The sequence below is a fragment of the Pelotomaculum sp. FP genome (assembly GCF_004369245.1).
Lineage (GTDB): Bacteria > Bacillota > Desulfotomaculia > Desulfotomaculales > Pelotomaculaceae > Pelotomaculum_C > Pelotomaculum_C schinkii.
Genome location: NZ_QFGB01000024.1, coordinates 20,809 through 46,673 on the forward strand (window position 1 = coordinate 20,809; position 25,865 = coordinate 46,673).

The window sequence follows — 25,865 nt, forward strand, 5'->3', positions numbered from 1 at the left end:
TATGATCAGGAATATTTTACAACAATAACTCAAATTACCTGCTATCAAATCGACCGCATAAATGCCGGTGCGATATCCTCTCACTTTTTCTGCATCCATGTAATGATGCGCGCCAGTTAAATTTATTGTAAAAAAAACATCAAATTATTTGCTACCCCCTTACCATATCTTCATTTTTCGTATTAATACGCAGCAAATATTTACCTGTATGGCCAATCTTGTACTGTGTATCCGAAAGGACCGGGCTGATGGAAGCTAAAGTCTATGAGAGTGATATTCAGTATTTAAGTGATGAATTTAGCCGGATCAAACTGCGCTTGCAGGTCATATTGGCAGAACTGCCTGCCGCCGGTTCTTTGCCCGATCCGGATTTTCCCGGGGGATGCCGGCCGGAAGGAGCGTTCTCCAGTCAGGCCCGGCATGCCTGTGGTCTGAAAACGGCCTGTACAGAACCACCTGCCGGGGCGGATACCGGCGTTCAAACGGGTATACAGGAGACCGCGGAAGCACTGGCCAGGCTAACCGAACAGGTTTCACTGCGAAAAGAAGCCACTCTCCGGGAAGGCAATGTTCTGGCATTGTCGCGGCTGGCCGAGGTATTCGGTATAAGTGACTTTGAAACAGAAATCCTGCTGATATGCTTGGCTGCGGAAATCGAGCCGGCATACGCCCGGGTCTTATCCTTTCTCAACGGCGAAAAGGCTCTGAAGCAGCCGACGGTGGGGACGATCTGCCGGCTCCTCTGTTCCGGCGCCGGGGAAACGTTAACCGCAAGACGGTATTTTTCTTACCAGTCGCCCCTTTTCAAGTACCACCTATTGGAGTTTGAAGAAGATCGGTATGAGCCTCTCTCCACCCGTTCTGTCCGGATTAGTCAACGAGTGGCTGATTTTTTATGCGGTCTGCCGGGGATGGAAAGCAGGATCAGTACTTTCGCCAGGTTCGTTCCTCCGGAGCGAACACTGGCTGAGTTGTACTTCTCACCCGGGCTGGAGGACAAGCTGAACTTCCTGTGCAGTTTACCGGCTGCTCTTTCCAGTACATTTCAAGGGGGGTTGGTGTTCCACTTTTACGGTCCCCGCGGGGCGGGCAAAACGGCTGCCGCCGGGGCTCTGTGCGTTGCCTGGGGGGTACCCCTGCTGGTCGTGAACGTTAAAGCAATGTTGAACACGAGTATCGATCTGCCGACGGCTGTAGCTTTAATTTTCCGGGAGAGCCTGCTGCAGCCCGCGGTGCTCTGTTTTGAGCGCTTTGATCTGCTGCTGGGAGACGATGAAAAGGCGGTCACCTGCAGGCTGGAATTATTTGGCGCCCTGCGGGAAATGTCCTGGCTGACCATTTTAGAAGGAGAACGCCCGTGGCTTCCCGCAGGAGAACTGCAGCCCCACCTCTTTTATACGGTGGAGTTTGGACTGCCCGGCTGCCGTCAGCGTGCAAAAATCTGGGAGGATGCTTTGAAGGAGAACGGCTTCGGTATGGAGGCGGCCGACATTTTTTCCCTGGCGAGCAGATTTGTTTTTTCCGGCGGGCAGATCCGGGAAGTGGCGCGCCTTGCCCGTTCTCAGACGATACAGCTTGATCCGGCAAAATGCCGGGTTACGGCGGGAGAGCTGATAGCAGCTTCAAAAGCACTGCCCCATCAGAAGCTGGGCAGTCTGGCCTCAGTTATTCACCCCAAGTTTGGTTTAAATGATATTGTCCTGCCGGCCTGGCAGAGCGAGCAGGTAAAAGACATCATCGCCCGCGTCGAGCAATGGGGCACGGTATACGAAAACTGGGGGTTCGGAAGCAAGTTTTCGGACGGTAATGGTTTAAAAGCCCTTTTTTCAGGCCCGTCCGGCACAGGGAAGACTATGGCGGCGGAAGTGATTGCCTGCGAGTTGGGGCTTGACCTTTACCGGGTCAACCTGGCTGCTGTGGTCAGCAAGTATGTGGGCGAAACGGAGAAGCATCTGGCGAGGGTTTTTGAGGCTGCCCGGAGCGGCAACGCCGTGCTTTTTTTTGACGAGGCGGACGCCCTGTTCGGGAAACGCACGGAGGTTAAGGATTCCCACGATCGGTACGCCAACCTTGAAACCGGTTACCTGCTGCAGAAACTGGAAGAGCATGCGGGTTTGGTCATACTAGCCACCAACTGGCAGAAAAACATGGACGAGGCCTTTATCCGGCGGCTGCATTTCATTTTGGAGTTCCCTCAACCGGGCGAGGAGCATCGTTTGCGGATTTGGCAGGGCATTTTCCCGGCAGAGACGCCGCTTGCCCAGGATGTGGAATTCGAGTTTTTAGCCCGGCAGCTGAAAATGACCGGCGGCAGCATTAAGAACATCGCTTTCGACGCGGCTTTTCTGGCTGCGGGCGAAGGAGCGGTGGTCGGGATGAAGCACCTGCTTCTGGCTGCCAGGCGGGAATTCCAGAAGCTGGGCAAAACGATTTCCATTGAAGATTTCGGCAGTTACGCCAATCTGGTAAAGCGGTATGAAACGGACATATAGCATTCGATTTACGGTTTTCACGGCAGTGAAATTTCTCTTAGGAAGGGCGGGCCTATGCTTAGAGACCTTGATTTTACCCTGGCCAGGCTTTTGCGGGAAAAGGTACCGCTGCCCGCTGTTGGTTACGACATCAGTTTTGACCGCCCTGACGAGAAGTGGGCCGGAGGTATTTCCACGCAAAAGCAGACGGTAAACCTCTACCTTTACGATATTTATGAGAATAGGGAACTGCGCAGCAATGAGCCGGTGCTGCTGCGCCGTGCAGACGGGACTACGGCGATAAAGCAGCCGCCGGTGCGCATAAACTGTGTCTACCTGGTTACCGCGTGGAGCCCCTCGACCGTGGACACCGCGCTCGAAGAGCATCACCTCTTAAGTTTGATATTGAGTGTACTCCTGCGTTACCAGACCATTCCGGAGGATGTTCTGGAAGGGTCTTTGGCCGGCCAGGAACCGGCCTTGCCGCTGCTTGCCGCGCATCCGGACGGGCCGAAGAACTCCGGAGAGTTCTGGACGGCGGTGGGCAATAAGATGAAGCCGTCGTTCAGTCTGATGGTCACGGTGGGATTCGGACTTGCGGAACTGCCGTCCGGGCCGGCGGTTACAACCAGGTCGGTGTCTTACGAACAAAAGGATTATCCGCAGACGTCGGAAGAAGTGTTTCACATCGGCGGCCGGGTGGTTGAGGCGGGCGACCCGGAAACAGGTGTGAGCGGCGCGAAAGTAACGGTTCTGGAAAAAGGGCAGGTTGCGGTGACCGACAAAGAGGGGTATTACAAGTTCCCGGGGCTCACACGGGGCACGTGGACCTTCAGGGCGGAAAGCGGGGCCAGGTTGGCGGAGGCGCCAGTGACCGTCCCCGCTCCCGACGGCAGGTATGTCATCGCTTTAAGCTGAATGCGTTCATTTTTGATTAGGGGAAGGAGGAACAGGTATGCCGGAGTATTTGTCACCTGGTGTTTATGTCGAAGAAATTGAGATCGGCAGCAAGCCGATCGAAGGGGTCAGTACCAGTACCGCCGGGTTTTTGGGAGAAACGGAGCGCGGCCCCTCAACTCCGCGGTTGATCACGAGCTGGTTGCAGTTTCAGCGGGTTTACGGGGGATATCTCGGCAATGGCAAATATCTCCCCCAGGCGGTGGAGGGCTTTTACGCCAATGGGGGACAGCGCTGCTACATCGCCCGGGTGGTGGACAGTGAGGCGGGCACGGCGACCGCAAAACTTACCAGGGGCACTGAAGACGCGCTGACTGTGAGCGCCGTCGGCGAGGGCGCCTGGGGAAACGGTGTCCAGGTAAGCGTGGGTGCCGGCACCTTCAGCGGTTTCAAGCTGGTGGTCAGGTACCGAAGTTTGGAGGAGCTTTTTGACAACCTTTCAACGGACAGCGGTTCCAGTGACTACTACGGGAAAAGGGTTAACGGGGTTTCCAATTTTATTGTCTTATCCGGTGAAACGGGCGACTCAGGTGAGGCCCCGGACGGTCCGGCCAGTTTTACCGCTTTAAGCGGCGGAGATGACGGTACAGCACCGCTGGATCTGGATGACTTCATCCGCACCGATATCGACATTCCCGGCCAGCGCAAGGGGCTTACCGCCTTCAATGAGATCGACGAGATTTCTATCGTCTATGCGCCCAATGCCGCCGCGGTAACAGGTCTGGTCGGCGCGCTGATCACGCATTGCGAAAACAGCAAGGATCGCTTTGCGATCATTGACGCGGCACAGGGGCAAAGCAGCGTCAGCGGCTTAAATCCCAGAAGCGGCTGGGACACCAAGTACGCCGCATTTTATTACCCCTGGATTAAAATATACGATCCTCTTTCCAAAACATATCAGTTGGCGCCTCCCGGCGGTCACATGGCCGGAATATACGCGCGCAGCGACACTGAACGCGGTGTGCACAAGGCTCCCGCGAACGAGGTGGTGCGGGGAGCGGTGGACCTGGAATTTGCCATCACCAAGGGCGAGCAGGATGTTCTTAACCCGCGCGGCGTGAACTGCATCCGCGCGTTTCCGGGGCGCGGCATTCGCGTCTGGGGTGCGCGGACCCTGTCAAGTGATACGCTCTGGAAGTATATTAACGTGCGAAGGCTCTTTATATTCCTGGAGGAATCCATCGACGAGGGCACGCAGTGGGTGGTGTTCGAGCCCAACGACGAGAAGCTATGGGCCAGGGTCAAGCAGAGTATCACCGAGTTTTTGACAAGGGTTTGGAAGGACGGCGCGCTTATGGGCAAGACCCCGGACGAAGCGTTCTTCGTGAAATGCGACCGGACCACCATGACCCAGGACGACATTGACAACGGGCGGTTGATCTGCCTGATCGGGGTGGCGCCGGTGAAGCCGGCCGAGTTTGTAATCTTCCGCATTGCGCAGTGGCAGGGCGGCTCAGCCGTCAGTGAATAGATTTAAAGAAAAATTAGCAAGGAGGTAGGGCACATGGCTACGGGAGGAAGGAAGGATCCTTACCGCAATTTTCGCTTCCGGGTGGAGATCGACGGCGTCACCCAGGCGGGATTCAGCGACTGCAGCGGGTTCGACGCCACAACCGACGTTATCGAATACCGGGAAGGCAGCGATCCAACCACGGTGCGCAAGCTCTCCGGACTGACGAAATACGGCAATATAACCTTAAAGTGGGGCCTTACGGATTCGATGGAGCTGTATAACTGGCGGAAAAAAATTATTGATACGGGAGCGGAAGGAAGCAGGAAGAACATTGCCATAATCTGCATCGACGAGGCCGGCAGCGACAAGGCCCGCTGGGAGATTACCCAGGCCTGGCCGGTTAAGTACGACCCGCCGGATTTCAGCGCCAAAGGCAGTGACGTGGCTATTGAAACCCTCGAAATTGTCCATGAAGGGGTCGTCAGGGTTAAATAAAGAGGGGGTTGACTAAAAAGTGTTGCAGACGGAATTTGAATTTGTTTTGCCCAAGGGATTCGTAGACCAGGACGGCAACCTTCATAAAAACGGCGTTATGCGTCTGGCGACCGCGGCGGACGAGATTGTGCCGCTAAAGGACCCTCGCGTTCAGCAAAACCAGGCATACCACGTGATCATCCTGTTTTCACGCGTGATCACAAGTCTGGGCAGCCTGCCCGCGGTGACCACGAAGGTGATCGAGGATCTTTTTGCCGCGGATCTGGATTACCTCCAGGAGCTGTATAACCGGATCAACAGTAGCGGCGCCAGCACCATCAGGGCGGTTTGCCCGAAATGCGGGCACCGGTTTGAAGTTGAACCGGAAATTTTGGGGGAATAACAGGCTACCCCCTCAAAGAGCTTTACGAGGAGGTAGCCTTCATCGCCTATTACTTCCACTGGCCGCACCGGGAGATCATGGACCTGGAGCACCGGGAAAGGCGCCGCTGGTGCGAGGAGATTTCCCGCATCAACAGGAGTATCAGCGGTGATCAGAAAAAGAACATATTTGATATTGATTAGGGGTTAAGGTATGGCTGGTGCAACTGTAAAGAATCCGTTTGCCGCGTTCCGCTTTCTGGTGGAAATAACCGGTTTGGTCGTGGGCGGTTTCAACGAGGTTTCAGGACTGCAGGTTGAGACCGAAACGGAGGAATACCGGGAAGGCGGGGTAAACGGTTATATACATAAGCTGCCTAAAGTCACGAAAAGCCCGCTGCTTGTTTTAAAACGGGGGCTCACCGATGCGGACAACCTCTGGGGATGGCACCAGGAGGTGGCTGCGGGCATTATCAAGCGCAAGAGCGGGTGTGTGATCATGCTCGACGGGGCGGGCGGCGAGAGGTGGCGCTGGACATTTCTGGACGCTTACCCGGTAAAGTGGAGCGGCCCGGAGTTCAGGGGAGACGGCAGCGCGCTGGCCGTGGAGACACTTGAGCTTGCCCACCGCGGCATCAGCAAAGGGTAGTCCCCGGGACGCCGCCATGTACCATAAAAGCACCAATCAACATCGCTGCATCATGTGTCATAAAACACCAGGCGATGTAGGTGCGATTTCAATCGCACACGGCGCGTCAGCGCCGGACGTGGGAGGCTGGTGTAACATTTATGCGAATGAATTCGCACCCACATTTTAGGGATTTGCACTGTGGGCTGAACAGCCGTACAGCTATTTTCAAGGAAGCAAAAAAAGGGAAGCAGGGGGACGGTTCTTTTGCTTCCAAAAAAGGAAGCAAAAGAACCGTCCCCCTGCTTCCTTAGGAAGGGTGGGTGTGAAAAGTGCTGCGAGTAAAGCAGGTCTCCAGGCTGAAACGAGGGGTTTCACCGCCGGCGGGACGGAAAAAGGAAGCGACAGCGCCGCGCCAACATCATGCGGGCGCTGAGCCGGGATATTTTAGTGGTGCCTCGCTAAATCATACCCCACCGTTTTTTGGCGTGCCCGGGAAAGCATACGAGCGGGAAGCGGAATGGGCGGCGGACCGGGTTTTGGAAGCCGGACGGCGCTCTGCCGGAGCAGGCCTGGCCGGCGAAATCGGGCAGCTTCCGGCACACTTTGGCCATAGTCCGGGCGGGCGTGTGATCGCGCAGGTATTTCACTCCCGGCGCGGCGGGAGCCCGCTCAGCGATGTTACCAGGCGGTTCATGGAACCCCGGTTTGGGTGCGACTTCGGCCGGGTAAGGGTACACACGGACAGCTTTGCCGCAAAAGTATGCAGCAGTCTGGGGGCACAAGCCCTGACCGCCGGAAACAATATCTTCTTCGGCGCCGGCAGGTACCACCCCGGCAGTTACAGCGGCCGGCGGATGCTGGCGCACGAACTGTCGCACGTGGTGCAGCAGTCGCATGTGCCGGCCCTGCAGGCGTATGGGCGCAATGTGCATTACGAGCGTACCAAGTTCTGGGCCGAGTCTGTTTTCGGTCCGTTCAGCAGAGAGGCTGAAACAATTGCGCGGGAGGACAACGGTGTGGATTCGGGCTGGACTCACCCACATTTCGCTACGCCGACTGAATTTTTATATTCCAGTGATGACGACTTTTTGCATTTCCCGGCCCGGACGACCGCCCGGGCGGCAGTCGATGCAGCGATTAACAAGGCGGATCCGGCAGATTTCGGCAAAGCCCTGCACCGTTACCAGGACAGCTTTTCCCATTCCTTTCCGCCGGGAGCGCCGTTGAGCGATTTGGCCCGCGGACGGGGGCGCGGTGAAGTAACGGGCATTGGCCGGGATATCCTGCTGAGGCTCCACCGGGTTTATCCAAACACCTATTTCGGCCGGGGGGCTGCCATCTGGCACGCGCTTTTGGGTTATTACCCCGACGACTACTTGCTCAACGGGGAACAAAGCGCCAGGGATACAGCGATGGAAAGAGATTCGAGGCATCTCATCGGCCTGTTTCACAGCGTCTGGCGGACGGTCCGGATGATGCGGGTACCTGTGCCGCCGGGTCTGACGGTCCCCGGCATGCTCTTCGGGCCGCAGCACGTGGCGCCCTATATGAGAAGGAACTAAGACATGCGTGCTGGTCGTCATAAAGGGGTAAAGGTTTTTGTTCATAGGACGGCATATCCGGGCGGTGGCCGGCCGGAGGCAATCCCTTTTCTGCGGCGGATTTTACGCAAGTACAGGCTGGGGCGGTCCGGACGAGGTTTTCCCGCACTGTATTACCTGCGGCCCGGCGGCAGAATTATATACGAGCAGCGGTCCGGTCCGGCCGCGGCGGGGTTTCCCCTCGGCTTGCCTGCTTCTAATGGCCTGCCCGGGGCTGTATCTATCCATCCGGCTATAAATTATCTGACCCTATTGCCGGCGGGTCAGAGCTACAACCGGCTTCAACCGCTTTCCCTTACGAAAAGCGGAGTAAGCTTTACGGGTAGTCTTTATCCGGATTGGCGGACGGGCGGCGCCCGGACCCGGGGCCGGACGGCAGGTGTCGGCTATTCTGCGGATGCTGCGCCGGGTTACGCAGCGTTATCCGCTGCCGGAAAACCGCCGGCGGCCGGTTTGGCGCCCGGTTTGCGGCTTTCGTTATCCGGCGCCGGGATTTTCGGGCGATATCAGTTCCACAGAGGGACCGGCGCGCCAGACCGTTTCGAAATCAGTCTTTACGCACAAAATCGTGTTTATCACCAGTCCAGGTTTTTTGTAACCCGGCGCCGGGGCGGAATATGGTATTCATCTCAGGATGGTTTCACACGCCGCTATCGCGGCTCCACGTATCCTCAAAACACCCGGCGAGGTGGGTGCGATTTCAATCGCACACGGCGCGTCAGCGCCGCACTTGCAGGAGCTAATGTTACTTTTGTGCGAATGAATTCGCACCCTCATTTTTGGATGTATACTTTTGGAGCCAGGTATCTTCAGGATGGTAAATTAGAATTACCTGAGAGCTTGCCTGCGAAGGGTAATAAAACGCAGGAGCTGTCAGATGCGGCTATGCCTTATAACAGGTTGGCTGCAGTCAACCATACCAATGAGCCGGCGTCTGCCCGGATGATGCGGGCCCGTCCTGCCGTTGGGAGGTTTCTCCAAATTCCTGTTTTCCGTGGAACTGCGATATCCGGCGGCCCATTACAACCTGCGGCTGGTCCCCGGCGCCCGTTACAGGAAACTGCGGCTTCAGGACGTCTCAACGCTAATAAGCCGGCGCCCTTACGCACGGGCTTACGTGGTGCGGTTCAGGAGCAGAATCAAAAGCGCCCGTTACCGGAAACGGCAGTTTTAGAACGCTCCAACGCAAATAAATCGCTGCCTTTACGCACGGCCATGCGTGCTGCGGTCCCGGAACAAACTCAAAAAAGACGGTTCCCTGTGCCGGGAGAAGGTTATCGCGGCGGGGCCACGGAGCGGACGCAGAGGAGGAGCTTGATCAAGGCGGCCGGCGTGCGCCGGGTGCCGGAGTATAACGGCGGTTCTGTGCCGTTACCGGCCATGCCGGAACGGTTGGAGAGACTGTCGCGCCACCGGGCATCTGAGCTGCCGGAGACCGGTGTTGTGGGGCCTTCTTACGCGGGAAGCGGAAAGACCTATTATCCTCCGGTCCGGATGGACGTTCCGGCAGGACATGTGGCGAAAGAGCCGGTTGTTCAGGATGTCGTGGCGGCCGGGCGACGGCGGGAGGCGCCGGGAAATGATCCCGCGTACAGCCCGGAGGATTTTTTAAGGCGCAATGATAATCGCTCGTACCGGTTCGAGACAAGGGAGGATTTAAACCGCCTGGCCGACCGGGTTTGCAGCCTGATCGAAAGAAAGATCCGGATCGAGCGGGAGAGGAGGGGTAAACCGTGCTGGTAAAGGCGTCTCTTACCCGGAAGGATAAGTCTTCGCAGATTGTCCCATTTCTCTTCAACCCTTCGGAGTTTGCCGTGGAGAAAAGCAACCAGTTCACGGAGGTGAGCATTCCCGGCCTGCCTTCCTCGCTCTTTCAGTTTGTCAAGGGGGGCGCGCGCACGCTGACCATGGACCTGTTTTTTGATACCTACGAATCGGGTCAGGACGTGCGCCTTTATACCGATTGGGTTACCGGCTGGGACGCCGGGGCGATGTACAGCAAGCTTACTGCCGGTCGGGCAGGTTTGATGGACCTTGACGCCGATCTGCACGCTCCGCCGGTTTGTCTTTTTATCTGGGGTTCCTACATATTTCAGTGTATTATCGAGCGGGTGAGCAAACGGTTCACGATGTTCCTGCCGGATGGCCTCCCGGTCCGGGCGACGCTGAATGTTTCTTTGAAAGAATACCGGGACTTCGAGAGTCAGGTCAAAGAGATTTCCCTGCAATCCGCGGATATTACCAAGCGGTGGATTGTCAAGCAGGGAGAAAGCCTCTGGCTGATCGCCGCGAAGGTGTACGGGGATCCCGCGCTGTGGCGCCATATTGCCGCAGCCAACGGGATTGTCAACCCGCGGCTGCTCGCGGCAGGCTCTGAACTGGTTGTCCCGCCTTTGGGGTGAGCAGATGGATTTCGCCGGCCTTGCGAAAAAGTACCAGAACTTTTATGCGCCGCGCTTTCAGGTCCTGGTTGCCGGGACGGACGTGGCCAAAAATAAGCTGGTGGAGATAACGGGCGTGACGGTAGAGGATGTGCTTGACGGCGCCGACAGGTTTTCCTTCAGTTTCAGCGACCCGGGCGCGAAGTGGCTGGACAGCGGTCTTTTTGACCCGGGCAGGGAAGTCGAAATAAAAATGGGCTATTTAGACCGTCTTACAACAATGCTGGTGGGGGAAATCATTTCGCTGCAGCCCTCTTTTCCGGCGGGCGGAACGCCGGAATTGGAAGTCAGCGGCTACGATTTATCGCACCAGTTCACCAGAGTGCGCCGGGAAAGAACTTTCCGGGAGATGAAAGACAGCCAGGTGGCGGCGTCCGTTGCCGGCGAGGCCAAACACAAGCTGAAAACGGACATTGAGGATACGGCGACGGTGCATCCGGTCATCGTCCAGAGCCGGCAGACGGATTTTGAGTTTTTAACGGAGCTGGCGCAGCGAAACTTCTTCAAGTTTACAGTGCGGGAGCGCACCCTGTATTTTAAGCGGCTGCAGGGCGCCAATGAGGTTGCCGTATCCATGGAGTACGGGCGTTCCCTCTTAAGCTTCACGCCGGAGCTGAACATCTCCGGGCAGGTCAGCGAGGTGACCGTACGGGGCTGGAATCCCCGGACGCGGGAGGCCATCATCGGCCGGGCCCGCCGGGGGAGTGAAGAGGGGCGGGAACAGCAGCGGTCGAGCGGCGGTGAAATGGTTGAGAATATATACGGCGCCGTGGAGGAGCGTGTGCTGGACCGGCCGGTTTTCAGCCGGCAGGAGGCCGACAGCCTGGCCCTGGCCATCCTCAACCGGCTGGCCGAGGGATTGATCAAAGGGGACGGCGGGTGCATCGGCCTGCCGGAAATCAGGGCGGGTGTGGTGGTGGAACTTAAAGGGTTGGGCCAAAAATTCAGCCGCAGGTACCGTGTGGAGAGTTCCACCCATACCATGGGCAGCAGCGGTTACGCCACTAATTTCAGGGTAAAGGAAAATACAGTATGAGCATCACGGACCTGATCGGGCAAAATACGGGCACGTCGGAACGGCGCATCGCGGGAGTGGTTATCGGCATCGTGACCAATAACAAGGATCCCGACGGCATGGGCCGGGTAAAGCTTAAGTTCCCCTGGCGGGACGACAGCGACGAGAGCCACTGGGCCAGGGTCGCCGCGTTGATGGCGGGTAATGAGCGGGGCGCTTTTTTCCTGCCGGAAGTGGACGACGAGGTGCTGGTCGCCTTTGACCACGGCGATATCAGCCACCCGTACGTGGTGGGGGCGCTCTGGAACGGGGTGGACAAACCGCCGGAGACAAATGCGGATGGGAAGAACAACATCAGAAAAATCAAGTCCAGGAGCGGCCACGAAATAATTCTGTGCGACGACGGGGACAGCGGCAAAGAAAAAGTAGAAATACACACAGCGGGCGGCCACAAGATTCTTTTGGACGATTCAAAAGGCGGCGAGAAGATCGAAATTGTGGACAAATCAGGGTCAAACTCGATCAGGATAGATTCAGTGCAAAACAGTGTCGCCATCGAAAGCTCGATGAACTTGAAAATAAAAGGACAGCAGGTTGAGATAGAGGCCGGCGGCATGATGACGGTGAAGGCCGGCGCGACGCTGACACTCCAGGGCGCTATGGTCAAAATCAACTAGAACTTTTAAAAAAAGATCCGGAGGGATGGATATGGGGCAGCCGGCGGCCAGAGTTGGTGATTTAACGGGCCACGGCACACCGCTCGGTACGGGACCGGGCAGCGTCAACGTGCTGATCGGGGGGATGCCGGCCTGGCGTGCGGGCGCGGACCTGCACAATTGCCCGCTGGTGTCGGGAACGGTTCCCCATGTGGGCGGGGTGGTCCAGCCGGGCAGCGTTACGGTATTCATAAACAGTCTCCCGGCGGCGAGACAGGGAGACACGATCATCGAGAGCGGGCACCCGAATACGATAACCATGGGCTGCCCGACGGTGTTGATCGGTTGAAGTGAGAGGTGTTTTTAAATGGCCAGGGAATTTCTGGGCCGGGGGTGGGCCTTCCCGGTGGGGTTGGACACCGGCGGCCGGATTAAAATGTCCCATGACGAGGAGGACATCCGGGAAGCCATCCGGATCATTCTCGGTACGGCCAAAGGGGAGCGGGTAATGCGACCGGATTTCGGGTGCGGCATCCACGAGTTCGTCTTTGCCGCAATCAACCCGGCCACCGTCGCCCTGATCGAAAACAGTGTCCGTGAGGCGCTCACGCTTTGGGAGCCGCGGATCGAAGTGACCGGTGCGCAGGTTTCCACGGAGAGCCTGGCGGAGGGAAAGCTCCTTATAAGCGTGGACTACAAGGTAAGGACGACCAACAACCGGTTTAATCTGGTTTATCCTTTCTACCTGACGGAGGGCAAGTAAATGTCCGGTAAGGCGCCTGATGTTGAGCCGCGCAAGATGGAAGATTACTTTGCGGCGGTACAAAAAAAAGCTCCTTTTTACGTTCCGGAATGGCGGATGGAGGATAAGGACGCGTCATTCGCCTTATGGAAGGTTTTTGCGCACCTGATTGCCGGCGTGGCGCGGCGGTTGAACAGGGTCCCAGATAAGAACCTGCTCGCCTTTCTCGAAAAAATCGGCGTCAGCCTGCTGCCGCCGCAGCCGGCCAGGGCGCCTTTAACCTTTGTGTTGTCCGGGGGGGCGGCGGAAAGCGTACCGGTGCCGGAACGCACCCAGGCTGCCGCGGGGGATGTGGTATTCGAGACGGAGCAGGCGATTACGGCAACCCCGGCCAGATTGGCCGTGGTTTATGGTGTTGATAATCTCTCGGACGTTATTGTTGCCCCGCCGCCGGGGTTTCTTACAAGTGATGAGCCAACCGCCTTTGCAACTACGCTTGCCTGTGCCGCCGGAGCCGGCGACCAGGGGCTGTTTTTAACAGACACCGGCGGGCTGTCGGCGGGTGACCTGCTTGTGCTCGGCGGGCGGGAATGGGTTTTGGTGGCGGGTCTAGACGGAACGATCGCCACTCTGGATGATAAGCTTTCGTTTAGCCATGCTGCGGGAACGGCGGTTGAAAAAGCTTTAGAGTTTGAGCTCTTCCGTGGCCGCAATGAGCAGGAGCATATTTTTTACTTTGGTCACCACGACCTTTTCAACTTGAAGAAAGGGACCGGCAGGGGCCATGTCCTGATCAAACTGGGTTTGACGGGGACGAATGCCTGGCTGGATGCCGACCTCAACAATCTGAAAAACATAACCTGGGAGTACTGGGGGGAAGAGGGGGAAACCGGGGCCGACCAATGGCTGCCTTTCAAAGTTTACCGGGTGAAAAGGTCGGCGGATTCTCCCCTTACGGCGGAGGTCTGGCTGTGGAAGAAATGCGGCCGCCAGACCAAAGAAAGGGACGTGGCGGGTATACGGGGGCGCTGGTTAAGAGCGTCGGCCGCGCCAAAGGAGATCGGCGTGCCGCCTCTTGTCCGGATTACAGCTGCGGTAAACAACTTAAACGGGCCGGATATGGCTTTCAACAACGATGTGCCGGTAAACCTCAAGGCCAGCTTTTACCCGTTTGGCAAAACGCCCCGGCAAAATGACGTCTTTTACCTGGCAAGCCAGGAGTGCTTTTCGAAAAAAGGTGAGCCGCTCAATATAGAGTTTGAGCTGACGGCGGACAATGATCCCCGGCCGGAAGACCTGCTCCTGTCATGGGAGTACTGGAACGGTCAAGGATGGCAGGCGGTAAAGGGTCTTTCGGGCCACCTGAAGGATGGAAAGAAAGTGAAATATCAATTCCAGGGCGACGGCGGGGTTTCTTTCACCTGCCCGGTAGATTTTGCGCCGGTGGAGGTAAACGGCCAGAAGAACTACTGGCTGCGGGTGAGGATTCTAAACGGCGGCTACGGTCTGGAAAGCGTGATTGAGTTTGAAAAAAAGATTTACCGGAGCCTGACGGAAGTCCGGCCGCCGCTGGTCAAAGCCGTAAAAATGAAGCTCAAGGCTTCTTACCGGCGGGAATTGGACAGCGCGATCTCGTATAACGAGCTCGCCTACAGGCCTCTTACCGCGGCGAGCAAAGGGGAGGGCGGGCCGTTTCAACTGTTTTTCCCTCCGGCCGATACCCACCCGGCCCTGTATTTGGGGTTTGACAGGGCATTGGGGAAGGGTCCGGTCAGTGTCTTCTTTGCCGTTTATGAAGTGGTCTGCGAAGCGGCACAGGTCCCCCGCTTGGTCTGGGAATATTTCCGGGATAACGGCGTGCAAGGGGAATGGACACGGCTCGATGTGGTTGACAGCACGCAGGGGATGACCCGCAGCGGCACGGTGGAATTCGTGCCGCCCGCCGGCATGATTGCGCAAAATAAATTCGGCCGCGATCTGTATTACCTGCGGGCTGTGGACGTTAATAACAAGCTGCGGCCGGCGCCGCGCAGGAGTATTTCCGGAGACAGCCGGTCCGTACGGGGCTGGAGTCTGTACGGGAAAACGACCGCTTACGGAGCGCTGCAGCCGGAGGGGATCCGGCAGTACATCGTCTGGGAAAAGCAGGCGGATTTTGAAGCCCCGCGGTTAAAGGGCATATACCCCAATACCACCTGGGTTAAACAGGTGGAGACAGTTAAAGACGAGATCATCGGCTCGAGTACGGGGCTGGCGGGCCAGTCCTTTACACTGCTGCGCTCGCCGGTGCTCGAAGAAGAAGTGTCGGTAAAAGAGGCGGGAAGCATTGTGACTTTGGAACAGCCGGTTCTAAACGGGAGCTTATCTGGAGTGAGCGCCGGGATAGTGGAGAGTATGGACGGTAAATCGAAGGAGTCCTGGGTCCGGTGGCAGGCGGTGGACGACTACTCCGGCTCCGGGCCGGGGAGCCGGCACTATGTGGTGGACCGGACAACAGGCGCGATTTTATTCGGAGACGGCCAGCGGGGCATGATTCCTCCCGCCGGGCAGAACAACCTTAAGATTACCTACCGCACCGGCGGCGGCAGCCGTGGTAATGTGGACAAAGGTGCGATCAACAGCCTGAGGACGGCCCTTGCTTTTGTGGACAAGGTCAAAAACCCGCAGCCGGCCGGCGGCGGCTCGGCCGCGGAATCTTACACGCGAGTGCTGGAGCGGGGCCCCGCCTTATTGAAGCACCGGGATCGTGCCGTTACTCCGGAAGATTTTGAGCAACTGGCTAAAGAGGCTTCGCAGGGTGTAGCCCGGGCCAGATGCCTGCCCAATTTCAACCCGGGGGCAGAGATCGTGCCGGGATGGGTGACCGTGCTGGTCGTACCCGCCGGCGCCGGGGCCAAACCGGAGCTTAACCCGCTGATGAAAAAACAGGTGGAAGATTACTTGAAGGACCGGATGCCGTGCACGGTGCTGGCGGGGGGACGCCTGCAGGTTAGAGGGCCGGTTTACGTGGAGCTTACCGTCCGGGCGAAAATAATTACCCGCAGCATGGCGGAGGTTTCCGCCCTTGAAAATCTGGCCTTCGAACGGGTGAACGGCTATCTTCATCCCCTGACCGGAGGATCCGCCGGAAAGGGCTGGCAGTTTGGCGAAGCGCCCTGCGCCGGTGATTTTTTCAAGCTGCTGGAGGAGCTGGACGGAGCGGACTACGTTGACAGCCTGTCCCTGTTGGTTAAGACCGGGACTGCGCCTGAGGTTGAGGTCGACACCGCGAAAACGGCAGTGCTGGATATCCCCTCTTACGCCCTGGTCTGCAGCAGCGGGCGCCACGATTTAAAGATTGAGTTTAAGGAGCGGTAATGGATGGCTCTGCCAATACCTGATCTTGACGATATCACTTTTGCGGAACTTGTCTCGGAGGCAGTCCGGCTGATCCCGCAGTACGCTCCGGAATGGACGGATCACAACCCGAGCGACCCGGGGCTCACCATGGCGGAGCTTTTTGCCTGGCTGGCCGAGATGCAGATCTACAGCCTGAACGGGATTACTCCCCGGCATTACCTGAAGTACCTCTATCTTTTGGGGGTAAGGCCGGAACCGGCAGCGGCAGCGAAGGTGTGGGTTACCTTTACGCCCCCGGAAGGTGTGGTAAGCGCCGCGCCGCCGGGATTGAAGGCAGCCACCGGAGAAGGGATGGTTTTTGAGACCGAGAGGGCGATTGACATCCTGCCGGTCACGCTCGACAGGGTAATCGTTTTTGACCGGTACCGGTTTTTCGATCACAGCGACACCAACAGGCGCTCCGGTGTCTTCTACCAGGCCTTCGGGGCGGAGGCTCCGGCAGGCGCCGTGCTCTACCTCGGCTTATCTTTTGCCGCCGGGGTTGTGGAGGACAATAAATTGACGGCGGAAATTGCCGGAAAGAAATTAAAGATAAAAGTCTGCCTTTACGAGGATGATCTCCCGGCAGTTCCTGCCGGAGACGGGGTGGTCAGGCTTTCGGCCGGGGTTTTGTGGAAGTACCGGAACGGGACCGGGTGGGCAAAAATTCAGCCGCAGGAGGAAGAGGACGGCGGGCAGGTTGAAAACTTTTTGCGAAGCGGCGCTCTGGAGTTTATTTTGCCTGACGACATGGAAAAGGGAGATCTTTTGGATTTTGGTTCTTATTTCTGGATTTGCGCCGAGGTTATAACCGGCGGTTTCGAAATACCGCCGCGTCTGGAAATGTTGCTTCTGAATACGGTCAGAGCAGTGCAAGGTGTGAGCGTGAAAGAGATTTTGGGCACGAGTTCGGGTCTGCCCGGTCAGGAATTTAAGACCAGTGGCGCGCCGGTGCTGGCGGGCAGCGGAGCGCTGCAGGCCGAAGACGGGGTCGGTGGCTGGGAAGACTGGGTTGCGGTTGACGGCTTTGACGCCTCACGTCCGGATGACAGGCATTATCTCCTGGAGCCGGATACGGGGAAGGTGATCTTCGGCAACGGCGTCAGCGGGAAAATACCGCCTGCCGGGCGAAAGCTGCGGTTAAGCTATCGCAGCGGCGGGGGGGCGGCCGGAAATGTGGGCGCGGGGGCAATCAAACTGGCTCACGATCTGCCGGGGATTGACGTCACCAGCATTTTCCCCGCTTCCGGCGGGAGGGAGGCGGAGGATACCGAAGCGGCGTGGTTCAGGCTGCGCCGGCAGTTAAAGGAGGTAAGCCGTGGGGTGACTGCCGCCGATTATGAACAGCTGGCCGTGAACACGCCCGGCCTCAGGGTGGCCCGGGCGAAGGCCGTGCCCGTACCGGGGGTGAATGCGGTCAGAATGGTGGTCGTACCCTTCGGCTTCGCGGCAGAACCCGTACCGGGCAGCGGCTTCCTGCAAACTGTACGGGAGCACCTGCACAGGCGCCGCCTGATCACCACGCTGGTGGAAGTGGTGGCCCCGCGGTACGTAAGGGTGTCTGTTTCCGCAACGGTGCAAGCGAGCCCCGGCAGCGCTGCGGACCGGGTGCGGGAGGCGGTGGTTGAGGCTCTTAACGGTTTTCTGCACCCGTTAAAGGGAGGTCCCGGCGGGACAGGCTGGGAGTTCGGCCGCGAAGTTCACCGTTCGGAGCTTTACGCTCTGTTGACGGGCGTAGATGGCGCGGACTGCGTTACCGACTTGGTTTTTACCCAGGACGGGCAGATGGACGAAACCAGCCTGGTCTCTTCAGGCCGGCACACAGTGGAGGTAACTGAGCCGGAAACGGCGTGTGGGGGAAATTATTGATGGTCGGATCAGAGATCAAGTTTTTGACGATAAATACCGCTGCCCTGTGGGCGGAAGGCCTCCTGGAAGGAACTGAGATTGCGGGAGAGAGCCTGCGGCTCAAAAGTTTCCATACCCACAGGTACGCGGGCGCCTGCGGAGAAATTGGAGCGCCGGCGGCTTTTGCCCTCGCCCGCTGCGGTTTGATCTATGTAATTGATAAGCGTACGGGAGGCCTGGCGGTTTATGATTCCGCCGCCGGATCCTATAGCCGGCTGGCGCCTCTTCCCACCGGCAGGCTGCGGGACATTGCTGCGGGTGATGCAAACCTTTACCTGTTGGATGATGAGCGGGTGTACGCCCTGGCCAGGGTGAATCACCAGATCAGGTGGGAGGCGCCGGCGCCGGGTGCGGCAGCGCTTGCGCTGGGCAGGGACGAGAACCTTTATTTATTTGACCCGGCAGGCGCTCAGGTACTCAAGACCGGCCGGGGCGGAGCGGTTTCGATATTGATAGAGGGCCTTGATTCGCCCAAAAACTTCTGCTGCGGTTGGGACGGCTTCCTTTACGTTTTGAGCGGGGAGGCCGTGCTGCGGTTCTCTATAGAGGGAGCGCTGCTGGAGAAGATTGCGGTTTCACCTCCGGCGGACCTCAAACCGTGCTGTCTGGGGGTGGACAGGGATGGAACCCTTTATTTCGGCGGCCGGGATCAGGAGGGTTTCCCCTACCGTCTCGACCGGTCGGGCCGCTGGGAGCGCCTGGGGTACCGGGGAGCCGTCAGCCAACTCGCTGTAAATGCGGGGGGAGACCTGTACCTGCTTGCTTTGGAGCCGGAGCATCTGCAGGGACAAATTGTTCTCCTGGAGCGGGTGGAAAATTACGCCGGCGAGGGTGTCTACACTTCAAAATGGTTTGACAGCGCTGATATCGGGTGCCGCTGGCACCGGTTCGTGCTCGAAGCCGATATACCGGACAACACCCAGGTGCTGGTCAGTTACTGCACCGGCGACGTACCGGACGACCTGGCGGCAGTCTTTAGTCAAGAGGTAATAAATCCTGCCGATGCCCTGATTACCTGCGCCGGCGGCCGCTACATCCGGTTTAGGTTCCGGTTTTTAAGCAAGAATGCCGCCAGTACCCCGCGCGTAAAAAGCATGAAAGTTTACTTCCCGCGGCTTTCTTACCTGCGCTACCTCCCGGCGGTCTACCAGGAGAGCGAGCCGGGAAAGGATTTTTTGGAAAGATTCTTGAGTATCGCTGAGACTCTTTTTAGCGATTTGGAGGATAAAATCGAGGCTATCACCGGCTACCTGGACCCTGCCGCCGTGCCGGAGGGATTTCTCCCCTGGCTTTCTTCCTGGCTGGCAGTGACACGTTACGACAGGTGGCCGGCTCCAAAAATCAGGGCGCTTCTGTCGCGGGCGCCCCGGTTGTACCAACAGCGCGGCACCCGGGAAGGACTCGAGGCAATGATTGCGCTCTACTTAAGCCGGGTTTCTGAAAACGGCCTGGTTGTTGACGACAGCGCAGCGAAGCCGATCATCGTTGAGACCTTCCAGGTCAGGGCCGGAGCGTCCGGGGACGACGCCGTGTGGGGGGACCTGTTCGGCACGGATCCTTATAGTTTCTGTGTGCTTCTAAAGCCGGAACAGGCGCCCACCGGGCAGGATTTAAACGCGGTGAAGCGCATCGTCGAGTTTGAGAAGCCGGCTTACACCCGGGCGGGGGTCAAGGTGCTGCAGCCCTGGTTTTTCCTGGAATGGCATACTTACCTGGAACTGAACACATATCTCACCGGGCAGGGGTTTGTTCTGGGCAGGAGCGCTTTGAGCAGGGATACCTCAATAGTCGAAGTTGAGGAAGGCGGCGAGGTCGAGGTGCGGGCCAGGGTTGGGGTGGATACGGCGTTGACCTGAAACTATTATGGGGATTTGAAAAATTAAGGAGGGTTCATATGCCTGGATGCGGGGGGAAAGGAACACGCGAGGCGGGCGTTAAGACAAGTTTTGAGCTGCAGCGTTTTAAGAAAAACGCATACTTTTACGGTAAACTCATGACGGTAAGGGATTTCCAGCTGGAGCAGGAGTATATCAACGAAAAAAGATCCCTGGGTCACAGGCTGGTGCACGGGGTGGGAATTGTCTGCGGCCTGGAGTTGGAAAGCGTCGGTTTCGGCGCGGGGGCCTCGGCTGATAAGCTGGTGGTATCGCTATTGCCGGGGGTGGCATTTGACGGCTGCGGGAGAGAAATCGTCGTAGAAAGGAAGCTGGCGGATGAGGAACTGGATGTGCCGGGGATCACGACCTTAAGCGGCTCCAAAAAGTATTACCTGTTCTTGAAATACAGGGAGGATTTTGGGGAACCGGTGCCCGCCCTGGCTGATGCTTCGGGATGCGAGGAGACCTGCTGCAACAGCAGGATCCTGGAAGGTTTCAGACTTGGGCTGGCGCAGGAATGGCCTGCCGGCGAGGAGAGTGTTGATACTGAACTGCCTCCGCCCTGTCCGGCAGGGGAAGACCAGGGTGTACTGCTGTACGTGCTTGATATCAATAGGTCGGGTGAGGTCAGGCAGGCCACGGTCAATGTTAGCGAGACCGCAAAGTGCTGCCGTTTTGTTTATAACAACCCGCTGCTTCACGAGCTTTACAGCGGTCAACAGTCGCTTTTGGACCAGCACCTGAATAATTTCAGCAACCCGCATAAGGTAGGTCACGCCCAGACGGGACCAACGGGGTGGGACCATGCGGAATCCGCCGGGGACTCCGGCACGCGGGTGAAGCATTTATCTGCGGAGGACGCCGGCAAGTGGAACGGCGCCGTGCAAAGTATCGGTGATCATCTAACCGATTTTACCAACCCGCACAGGGTAGAACACACCCAGACCGGTCCGCTGGGCTGGGACCAGGTGAATGACGGCGATCCCGCGGAAAAGAAAATGCGCATAAAGCACGTTTCCAGCGAGGATGCGGAAAAATGGAACCAGGCGGCACAGAACGCGGCCCAGAACATTGTGCGGCTCCGTAAGCTGAAAGTTGAAGGAGTGGCCCGGGGAGAGAGGATAGAACTGGAACTGGACCAGGACTTGAAGCTGAAATTTAATGAGCCGGTCATGCTGGGGGTGGAGGTTAACCTTTCGGATAAGGTCATCGAGGCGTGGTTGAAACTCATCGAGAAAAAGTATAAGCCGGATGCGGAGCAGCTCAAAAAATGGAGCGCAGGCATTGCAAAGGTGAGGAAAGAGAACGAGCTTGATAAAATAGACGAGTACTACACCGGTGACCTTTCGCTCATCAGCCTCTGGGCTCTCGTGCCCGCATTCAAAGAAGCGGGTCCGGTTGTACGCCCGGATCGTGTTTTAGGAACCGGAACAATTGAAGCGCCAAGGTTCATTACCCGCCTGTCCGGGACGCGGCCGCCCATTTTCGAGCGCCTTACAGAAGGGCTGGTTGCCGCAGGGCTGCAGCAGGTGCCGGCGCCCGCGCTGGCGGCCAGAGTGGACCGCCGGGGGAAAAAACTGACCATAATCCTGCAGGACAGGCGAAGGGAGGAGGCGGACCTTGAGGAGTACGTAGATTACAATGTCGTCTATTGGGTTGCGCCTGCCGGGAACGGTTAAAAATTGCAGAACGAAACCGGATTGAACCTGCATTTGCTATCGCGGCGCCGGCAGAGGAGCAAAAATCACTATGCAGGCACGATTCCAATCGAACACGGCGCTCGCGCCGCACTTACCCGGGAGTCACCAACTGGTTCTCAAAGCTCCGCATCAGGTTCGGAGGGTTGATTTACCGGCCGGGTTATTTTTTCTTTTTTGGCTTCAACGTATATGATTATATTTGTGTCGATTACAACCAGCTGTACTTGTAATTGTCCGGATTCTGGGCGGCAGCGCGGATCATCTCGATAACACCCTTGCCGCTCTAAAGCAAGAGTGTTATAAATAGAAAAATTTGGGGCATGGGAGAAGACATCGGGCGACCATGGCATGAGTGAATCCATTTATGCGAATGAATTCGCGGCAGAAGCCGTAATTTGTTTTCAGGGAAGGTTATGCGCCAGCGTAATAATTGTTATCTCGGGCCGGCACATGAAACGGATCGGAAGAACTGTTGTCCCCAATCCTCTATTGGTATAAAGTATTAATTCATTTATCTTGTAAATACCGGAATGGTATTTTCTCCCCAGTCCCGTGGTGATTACCGGACCAATGAACGGAAGCCGTACCTGTCCGCCGTGGCTGTGGCCGGAAAGCTGTAAACTTACCGGAAATTTGCTGATTGCATCAGCTATATCGGGTTCATGCGCCAGTAGAATGTTGCAGGCGGCTTCAGGTATTCCATGAATAGCTGTTTCCAGATTAGGCTTGCCTTTCGAAATGCTGTCAAGCCCGGTTAGAAATAGCCTGTCACCGTCTTTTTGTATTGCTGCATGCTCATTGATAAGCACGTGAAAGCCGCCCCGTTCCAAACCATTGATAACATGATTTGGACCTGCCATATAGTCATGGTTTCCCAAAACAGCATACTTTCCAAAAGGAGCTGTCAATTCTGCCAAAGCTGCAACCCCTGAATCAAGCGCCCTCAAGGAAGAAACCGAGTTTAGAAAATCACCGGTAAAACAGATCGTGTCCGGGTTCAGTTCATTAACTACCTTCACAACTGATGATAGATCTTTTCCCGAAAAGAAAAAACCCAAATGAATATCACTAAAAAGCGCAATACGGAATTCCGAGAAAGATACCGGCAGTCTGTTAAGTGGAATTTGCAATTTACGAACATCAAGCCAAAGTCGTTCGATTAACTTCGAATAAAGCACACATCCCGAAAAACCGGCGGTTGCCGGTATCAATTCCAATTGGGTGAAACCAGATACTTTTTTCATTGTTACCTCTGAAGTGCTTAAAAGTTTGAAAATATTATTTTACCCGCCCCAAAGGCTTATAATGTAAAACCATGTAACTCCACTTCTATTTTACCAGGTTTTACTCTCCGCAAAATCCCTCTAAATTATATCCAGTTGAAGCGCAGGCGGGGTATTATGTACATCTATATGGCAGCGGTAGTATGAACCGGCAGATTATATATATGCAGGGAGCTTTATGAATTTGAATCCAATTAAATTTAGTTTTATCTTCCCGAATTTTGGGCAGTAGCACGGACCATCTTAATAACATTTCTACTACGCTAAAGCAAAGGGTTATAAATAGAGTGTGTCGCCGGTTGTTGTAAATCCGGTTAGGACAAAACCATGTGCGATTGAGCAAGGGAGCCAGGAATATATTTACCGGGTAGATGAGATAATAATTTTGAGAATCTAGCTTAAATTTTGGATTTAAAGGTAAATATTCATGGAAAAAATTTTACATGGTATCTCAGGTTCTTTGCACATTCTGGCTGCAGTAACCTGGATTGGTAGTATGATTTATAGCCAATTTGCAGTGGTTCCTGCCCTGAAGCACCTTGGCGCCCCTCGCTCAAACGCCATAAATATGATTGCCAAAGGGCGTTTTTCCCCTCTAGTCTGGGCCAGCCTGGTGGTTCTAATTGTTACCGGTACCTATGTTGCCTTCGATGAGGCAGCAAAACTCGCACCCATTTTTCAGCAGCCGGCAGGTATCGCACTGTTCATAAAATTGTTATTTGTGGCGGTACTGATAGGGATCCTGCTTGTACAGATTTATAATTACGGGCCAAAAATGAAAAAACTGATCAATCCCGCCACTCCCCAAAACCAGGAAAACGACCTGGCTATGGCCAGAACATCCAATACCGTTAACAGGCTTTCCTCAGCGCATCTGATTATCGGGATAGTGATAATCGTCCTGTCGGTAATCCTTTCCGAACTTTTAGAATAACCGGGTGGGTGACTAATTATGGGTGAGTTGCAGGCAGTTTTTAGCGGGGCAAAAGAACTACCCCTCTGGGGGTTCGTACTACGGGCTACCCTCTTGTACTTTGCGTTAATCATCGGCATTCGTTGGATGGGCCACCGCGAGGTGAGCATTCTTGCCGGCCATAACTACCTGGTGGCAGCAGGAATAATGAGCCTGTCAGCGGTGCGGATGGTGAACGCAGAAGCATCGCTTACGTCTGCCCTGCTGATTGTATTCGCTTATGCCGGGGTGAATGTTCTTTACTCCTACCTGGATATCAAGTGGCCCAAGGCTATTGACCGGGGACCGGTAATGCTCATTGAAAACGGGCGAATTAATAAGAAAAACCTGTTGGACACCCACGTTACCATCGATAACCTGCTGGGGCAGCTCAGGCTAAAGGCAGCGCATAACCTGTCCGAGGTAGCCTACGCCGTTCTTGAGCCTACCGGGAAGATTAGCGTCATTAAAAAATCGCCTACCCTGCCTCTAACCAGGCAACATATGAATCTTCCGGCAAAATATGTAGCCTTGCCTGCTTTGTTGGTTCACGACGGACAGGTGGATGAAGAAAATCTGAATATGTTAGGTTTTGACCTGAATTGGCTGAAAAGTAAGCTGGCCGAAAAAGGATTCGGGCGGCCGGAGGAAGTGTTTGTAGCCGCCTTGCAGGCGGACGGCGCCATTTATGTCAGCGCTTAGAAGGTGAGACGATGGAGGATTTTGTCTCTATTTTCGGATCGGTAGAAAAATTAAGCCCAACCGGTTTTCTCGTACGCACACTGGCTGTGGGAGCAATCCTTTACTTTGCCAGCCGGTTTTTACCCAGGCGTTCAGGAGGCCAGTATGCGGGTTATGACTTCGCTTTCTTCTGGATGATGGGCGGCCTGGTGGCTTCCCCTCTTTTTGATTCCAAGATAAGCTTTGCCAATGTATTGACGGCAGTGATTACCATCTATGTCTTGCATTATTTAATTTCATATATCGTGGTTAGAAGCCGTACCATGGCCCGGATTATTGGCGGTATGGCTATCCCGCTGGTGATGGGTGGGAAAATCCTGCGGCAAAATATGAGGAAAGCGCTTTTCCCGCTGGAACTGCTCCTGTCGGAGATACGTCAGGCCGACGCTCCCAACCTGGCTGAAGTGGAAGCGGCTGTACTGGAAACCAACGGCCACGTCAGCGTATTGAAGAAACCCAGCTTTCAGCCGGTAACCCCACAGGACTTGAAAATAAACACTGTAGAAGCCGGGCTGCCGGTGTTGTTAATTAATGAAGGCCGGGTGATAAAAGAAAACCTGCGCAAATTAGGATATAACAGGGAATGGTTGGAAGGTGAGCTGCAGAAATATGGTGTTTTGAACGTAAAAGATGTTTATGTAGCCACACTGGATGGCACGGGCCAACTATACTATTCGGTGCAGGTAGGCGCGCTTAGGGGGTGAAAGATGTGCTTAGCGAGCAGGAACGAATGAACAATGCCATGAAGGAGATGCTTTTTTATGAAGAGAGCATGGCCAAAAAATATTTAGAACTTACCCGGGAAATAACTGATCCCAAACTGCAGCAGATGCTTAAAGGTATGGAAATGGCCGCCCGTAATAACTATGGTACCCTGTCTCAGAAGATGAGCAGCCTGGGTATAGTGTAGAAGAAAAAGTATAATTATTTTACACACCAAAAACACTGGAAGGGGTAATATTATTGAATACCCTTGATAAACTGCAAGACTCCCTGCAGGGAGAAATGATGCTGCAATCTATGTATAATAAATATATGATGGACATAACCAATCCTGAAATCCGTCAACTATTTACCCAAATGCGTGACGCAAAAATGCAGAATGTTACCCAGTTACAACAGGAGATTCAGCAAATGATGCTACAGGGTAGGACATCATAAAAAAATCATACAAAGCGCACCGCAAAGGGGGCGCTTTTGTATG

The 25,865-nt window shown here is 55.8% G+C and carries 25 protein-coding genes; 24 read left to right on the top strand and 1 reads right to left on the bottom strand.

Annotation, left to right across the window (positions count from 1 at the left end; translation table 11 throughout):
* The first annotated feature begins 218 nt into the window (after positions 1-218).
* The 19 genes from Psfp_RS22245 (at position 219) to Psfp_RS21650 (ending at position 21,915) form a co-directional block, all read left to right on the top strand.
* Positions 219-2,492 (top strand): ATP-binding protein, encoded by a 2,274-nt coding sequence (locus Psfp_RS22245; RefSeq protein ID WP_153189519.1) that lies wholly within the window; start codon positions 219-221, stop codon positions 2,490-2,492.
* Between the two features lie 54 nt (positions 2,493-2,546).
* A complete protein-coding gene (locus Psfp_RS10995; RefSeq protein WP_134218585.1) occupies positions 2,547-3,389 on the top strand; it encodes a Pvc16 family protein in 843 nt (280 codons plus the stop codon).
* Positions 3,390-3,426: 37 nt separating this feature from the next.
* Positions 3,427-4,899, top strand: a complete 1,473-nt coding sequence (locus Psfp_RS11000; RefSeq protein ID WP_134218586.1) for a phage tail sheath family protein — start codon at positions 3,427-3,429, stop codon at positions 4,897-4,899.
* Between the two features lie 33 nt (positions 4,900-4,932).
* Entirely contained in the window at positions 4,933-5,376 is a 444-nt protein-coding gene (locus Psfp_RS11005) for a phage tail protein (protein WP_134218587.1), read from the top strand.
* A 19-nt stretch (positions 5,377-5,395) separates the two neighbouring features.
* Complete coding sequence (locus Psfp_RS11010) at positions 5,396-5,758, top strand: hypothetical protein (RefSeq protein WP_134218588.1); 363 nt, start codon at positions 5,396-5,398, stop codon at positions 5,756-5,758.
* A complete protein-coding gene (locus tag Psfp_RS22640) occupies positions 5,755-5,940 on the top strand; it encodes a DUF6760 family protein (protein WP_134218589.1) in 186 nt (61 codons plus the stop codon). Before Psfp_RS11010 ends, Psfp_RS22640 begins: the two co-directional genes overlap by 4 nt.
* Before the next feature lie 10 nt (positions 5,941-5,950).
* Complete coding sequence (locus tag Psfp_RS11020; protein WP_134218590.1) at positions 5,951-6,385, top strand: phage tail protein; 435 nt, start codon at positions 5,951-5,953, stop codon at positions 6,383-6,385.
* Between the two features lie 311 nt (positions 6,386-6,696).
* On the top strand, positions 6,697-7,929 hold the full coding sequence (locus tag Psfp_RS11025; protein ID WP_205079550.1) for a DUF4157 domain-containing protein: 1,233 nt from the start codon (positions 6,697-6,699) through the stop codon (positions 7,927-7,929).
* Positions 7,930-7,932: 3 nt separating this feature from the next.
* Positions 7,933-9,711 (top strand): hypothetical protein, encoded by a 1,779-nt coding sequence (locus Psfp_RS11030; protein ID WP_134218591.1) that lies wholly within the window; start codon positions 7,933-7,935, stop codon positions 9,709-9,711.
* Positions 9,702-10,370: a LysM peptidoglycan-binding domain-containing protein gene (locus Psfp_RS11035; RefSeq protein ID WP_134218592.1), complete on the top strand. Its 669-nt coding sequence runs from the start codon at positions 9,702-9,704 to the stop codon at positions 10,368-10,370. The genes Psfp_RS11030 and Psfp_RS11035 overlap by 10 nt, the downstream gene beginning before the upstream one ends.
* Complete coding sequence (locus Psfp_RS11040) at positions 10,294-11,445, top strand: phage late control D family protein (protein ID WP_153189520.1); 1,152 nt, start codon at positions 10,294-10,296, stop codon at positions 11,443-11,445. Before Psfp_RS11035 ends, Psfp_RS11040 begins: the two co-directional genes overlap by 77 nt.
* The gene (locus Psfp_RS11045) at positions 11,442-12,101 is read left to right on the top strand and encodes a phage baseplate assembly protein V (protein WP_134218594.1); all 660 of its coding nucleotides are present in this window, start codon (positions 11,442-11,444) and stop codon (positions 12,099-12,101) included. Before Psfp_RS11040 ends, Psfp_RS11045 begins: the two co-directional genes overlap by 4 nt.
* 31 nt (positions 12,102-12,132) lie before the next feature.
* Positions 12,133-12,429: a PAAR domain-containing protein gene (locus Psfp_RS11050; protein ID WP_134218595.1), complete on the top strand. Its 297-nt coding sequence runs from the start codon at positions 12,133-12,135 to the stop codon at positions 12,427-12,429.
* A gap of 18 nt (positions 12,430-12,447) precedes the next feature.
* Positions 12,448-12,843: a GPW/gp25 family protein gene (locus tag Psfp_RS11055; RefSeq protein ID WP_134218596.1), complete on the top strand. Its 396-nt coding sequence runs from the start codon at positions 12,448-12,450 to the stop codon at positions 12,841-12,843.
* Positions 12,844-16,179, top strand: a complete 3,336-nt coding sequence (locus Psfp_RS11060) for a putative baseplate assembly protein (RefSeq protein WP_134218597.1) — start codon at positions 12,844-12,846, stop codon at positions 16,177-16,179.
* A gap of 3 nt (positions 16,180-16,182) precedes the next feature.
* Positions 16,183-18,069, top strand: a complete 1,887-nt coding sequence (locus Psfp_RS11065; protein WP_134218598.1) for a putative baseplate assembly protein — start codon at positions 16,183-16,185, stop codon at positions 18,067-18,069.
* Complete coding sequence (locus Psfp_RS11070; protein ID WP_134218599.1) at positions 18,069-19,964, top strand: phage tail protein; 1,896 nt, start codon at positions 18,069-18,071, stop codon at positions 19,962-19,964. Before Psfp_RS11065 ends, Psfp_RS11070 begins: the two co-directional genes overlap by 1 nt.
* A 38-nt stretch (positions 19,965-20,002) precedes the next feature.
* Positions 20,003-21,664 (top strand): hypothetical protein, encoded by a 1,662-nt coding sequence (locus Psfp_RS11075; RefSeq protein WP_134218600.1) that lies wholly within the window; start codon positions 20,003-20,005, stop codon positions 21,662-21,664.
* The gene (locus Psfp_RS21650; RefSeq protein ID WP_192895375.1) at positions 21,637-21,915 is read left to right on the top strand and encodes a hypothetical protein; all 279 of its coding nucleotides are present in this window, start codon (positions 21,637-21,639) and stop codon (positions 21,913-21,915) included. Before Psfp_RS11075 ends, Psfp_RS21650 begins: the two co-directional genes overlap by 28 nt.
* Positions 21,916-22,086: 171 nt before the next feature.
* Here Psfp_RS21650 and Psfp_RS11080 read toward each other — a convergent pair whose 3' ends face one another.
* Complete coding sequence (locus Psfp_RS11080) at positions 22,087-22,929, bottom strand: metallophosphoesterase (protein ID WP_134218601.1); 843 nt, start codon at positions 22,927-22,929, stop codon at positions 22,087-22,089.
* A 466-nt stretch (positions 22,930-23,395) separates the two neighbouring features.
* Between Psfp_RS11080 and Psfp_RS11085 the strand changes: the two genes are divergently transcribed.
* From Psfp_RS11085 to Psfp_RS11105, 5 genes are read left to right on the top strand one after another with little or no spacing between them, the layout of a single operon-like run.
* Positions 23,396-23,902: a CopD family protein gene (locus Psfp_RS11085; protein WP_134218602.1), complete on the top strand. Its 507-nt coding sequence runs from the start codon at positions 23,396-23,398 to the stop codon at positions 23,900-23,902.
* An 18-nt stretch (positions 23,903-23,920) separates the two neighbouring features.
* On the top strand, positions 23,921-24,622 hold the full coding sequence (locus Psfp_RS11090; RefSeq protein WP_134218603.1) for a YetF domain-containing protein: 702 nt from the start codon (positions 23,921-23,923) through the stop codon (positions 24,620-24,622).
* A gap of 11 nt (positions 24,623-24,633) precedes the next feature.
* Positions 24,634-25,365, top strand: coding sequence for a DUF421 domain-containing protein (locus Psfp_RS11095; protein ID WP_134218604.1), 732 nt, complete (start codon positions 24,634-24,636; stop codon positions 25,363-25,365).
* 5 nt (positions 25,366-25,370) lie between these two features.
* Complete coding sequence (locus Psfp_RS11100; RefSeq protein WP_134218605.1) at positions 25,371-25,571, top strand: hypothetical protein; 201 nt, start codon at positions 25,371-25,373, stop codon at positions 25,569-25,571.
* A gap of 53 nt (positions 25,572-25,624) precedes the next feature.
* Positions 25,625-25,822 carry a DUF2383 domain-containing protein gene (locus Psfp_RS11105; protein WP_134218606.1) on the top strand — a complete coding sequence of 66 codons (198 nt, stop codon included), beginning with the start codon at positions 25,625-25,627 and terminating at the stop codon, positions 25,820-25,822.
* Positions 25,823-25,865: the final 43 nt, after the last annotated feature.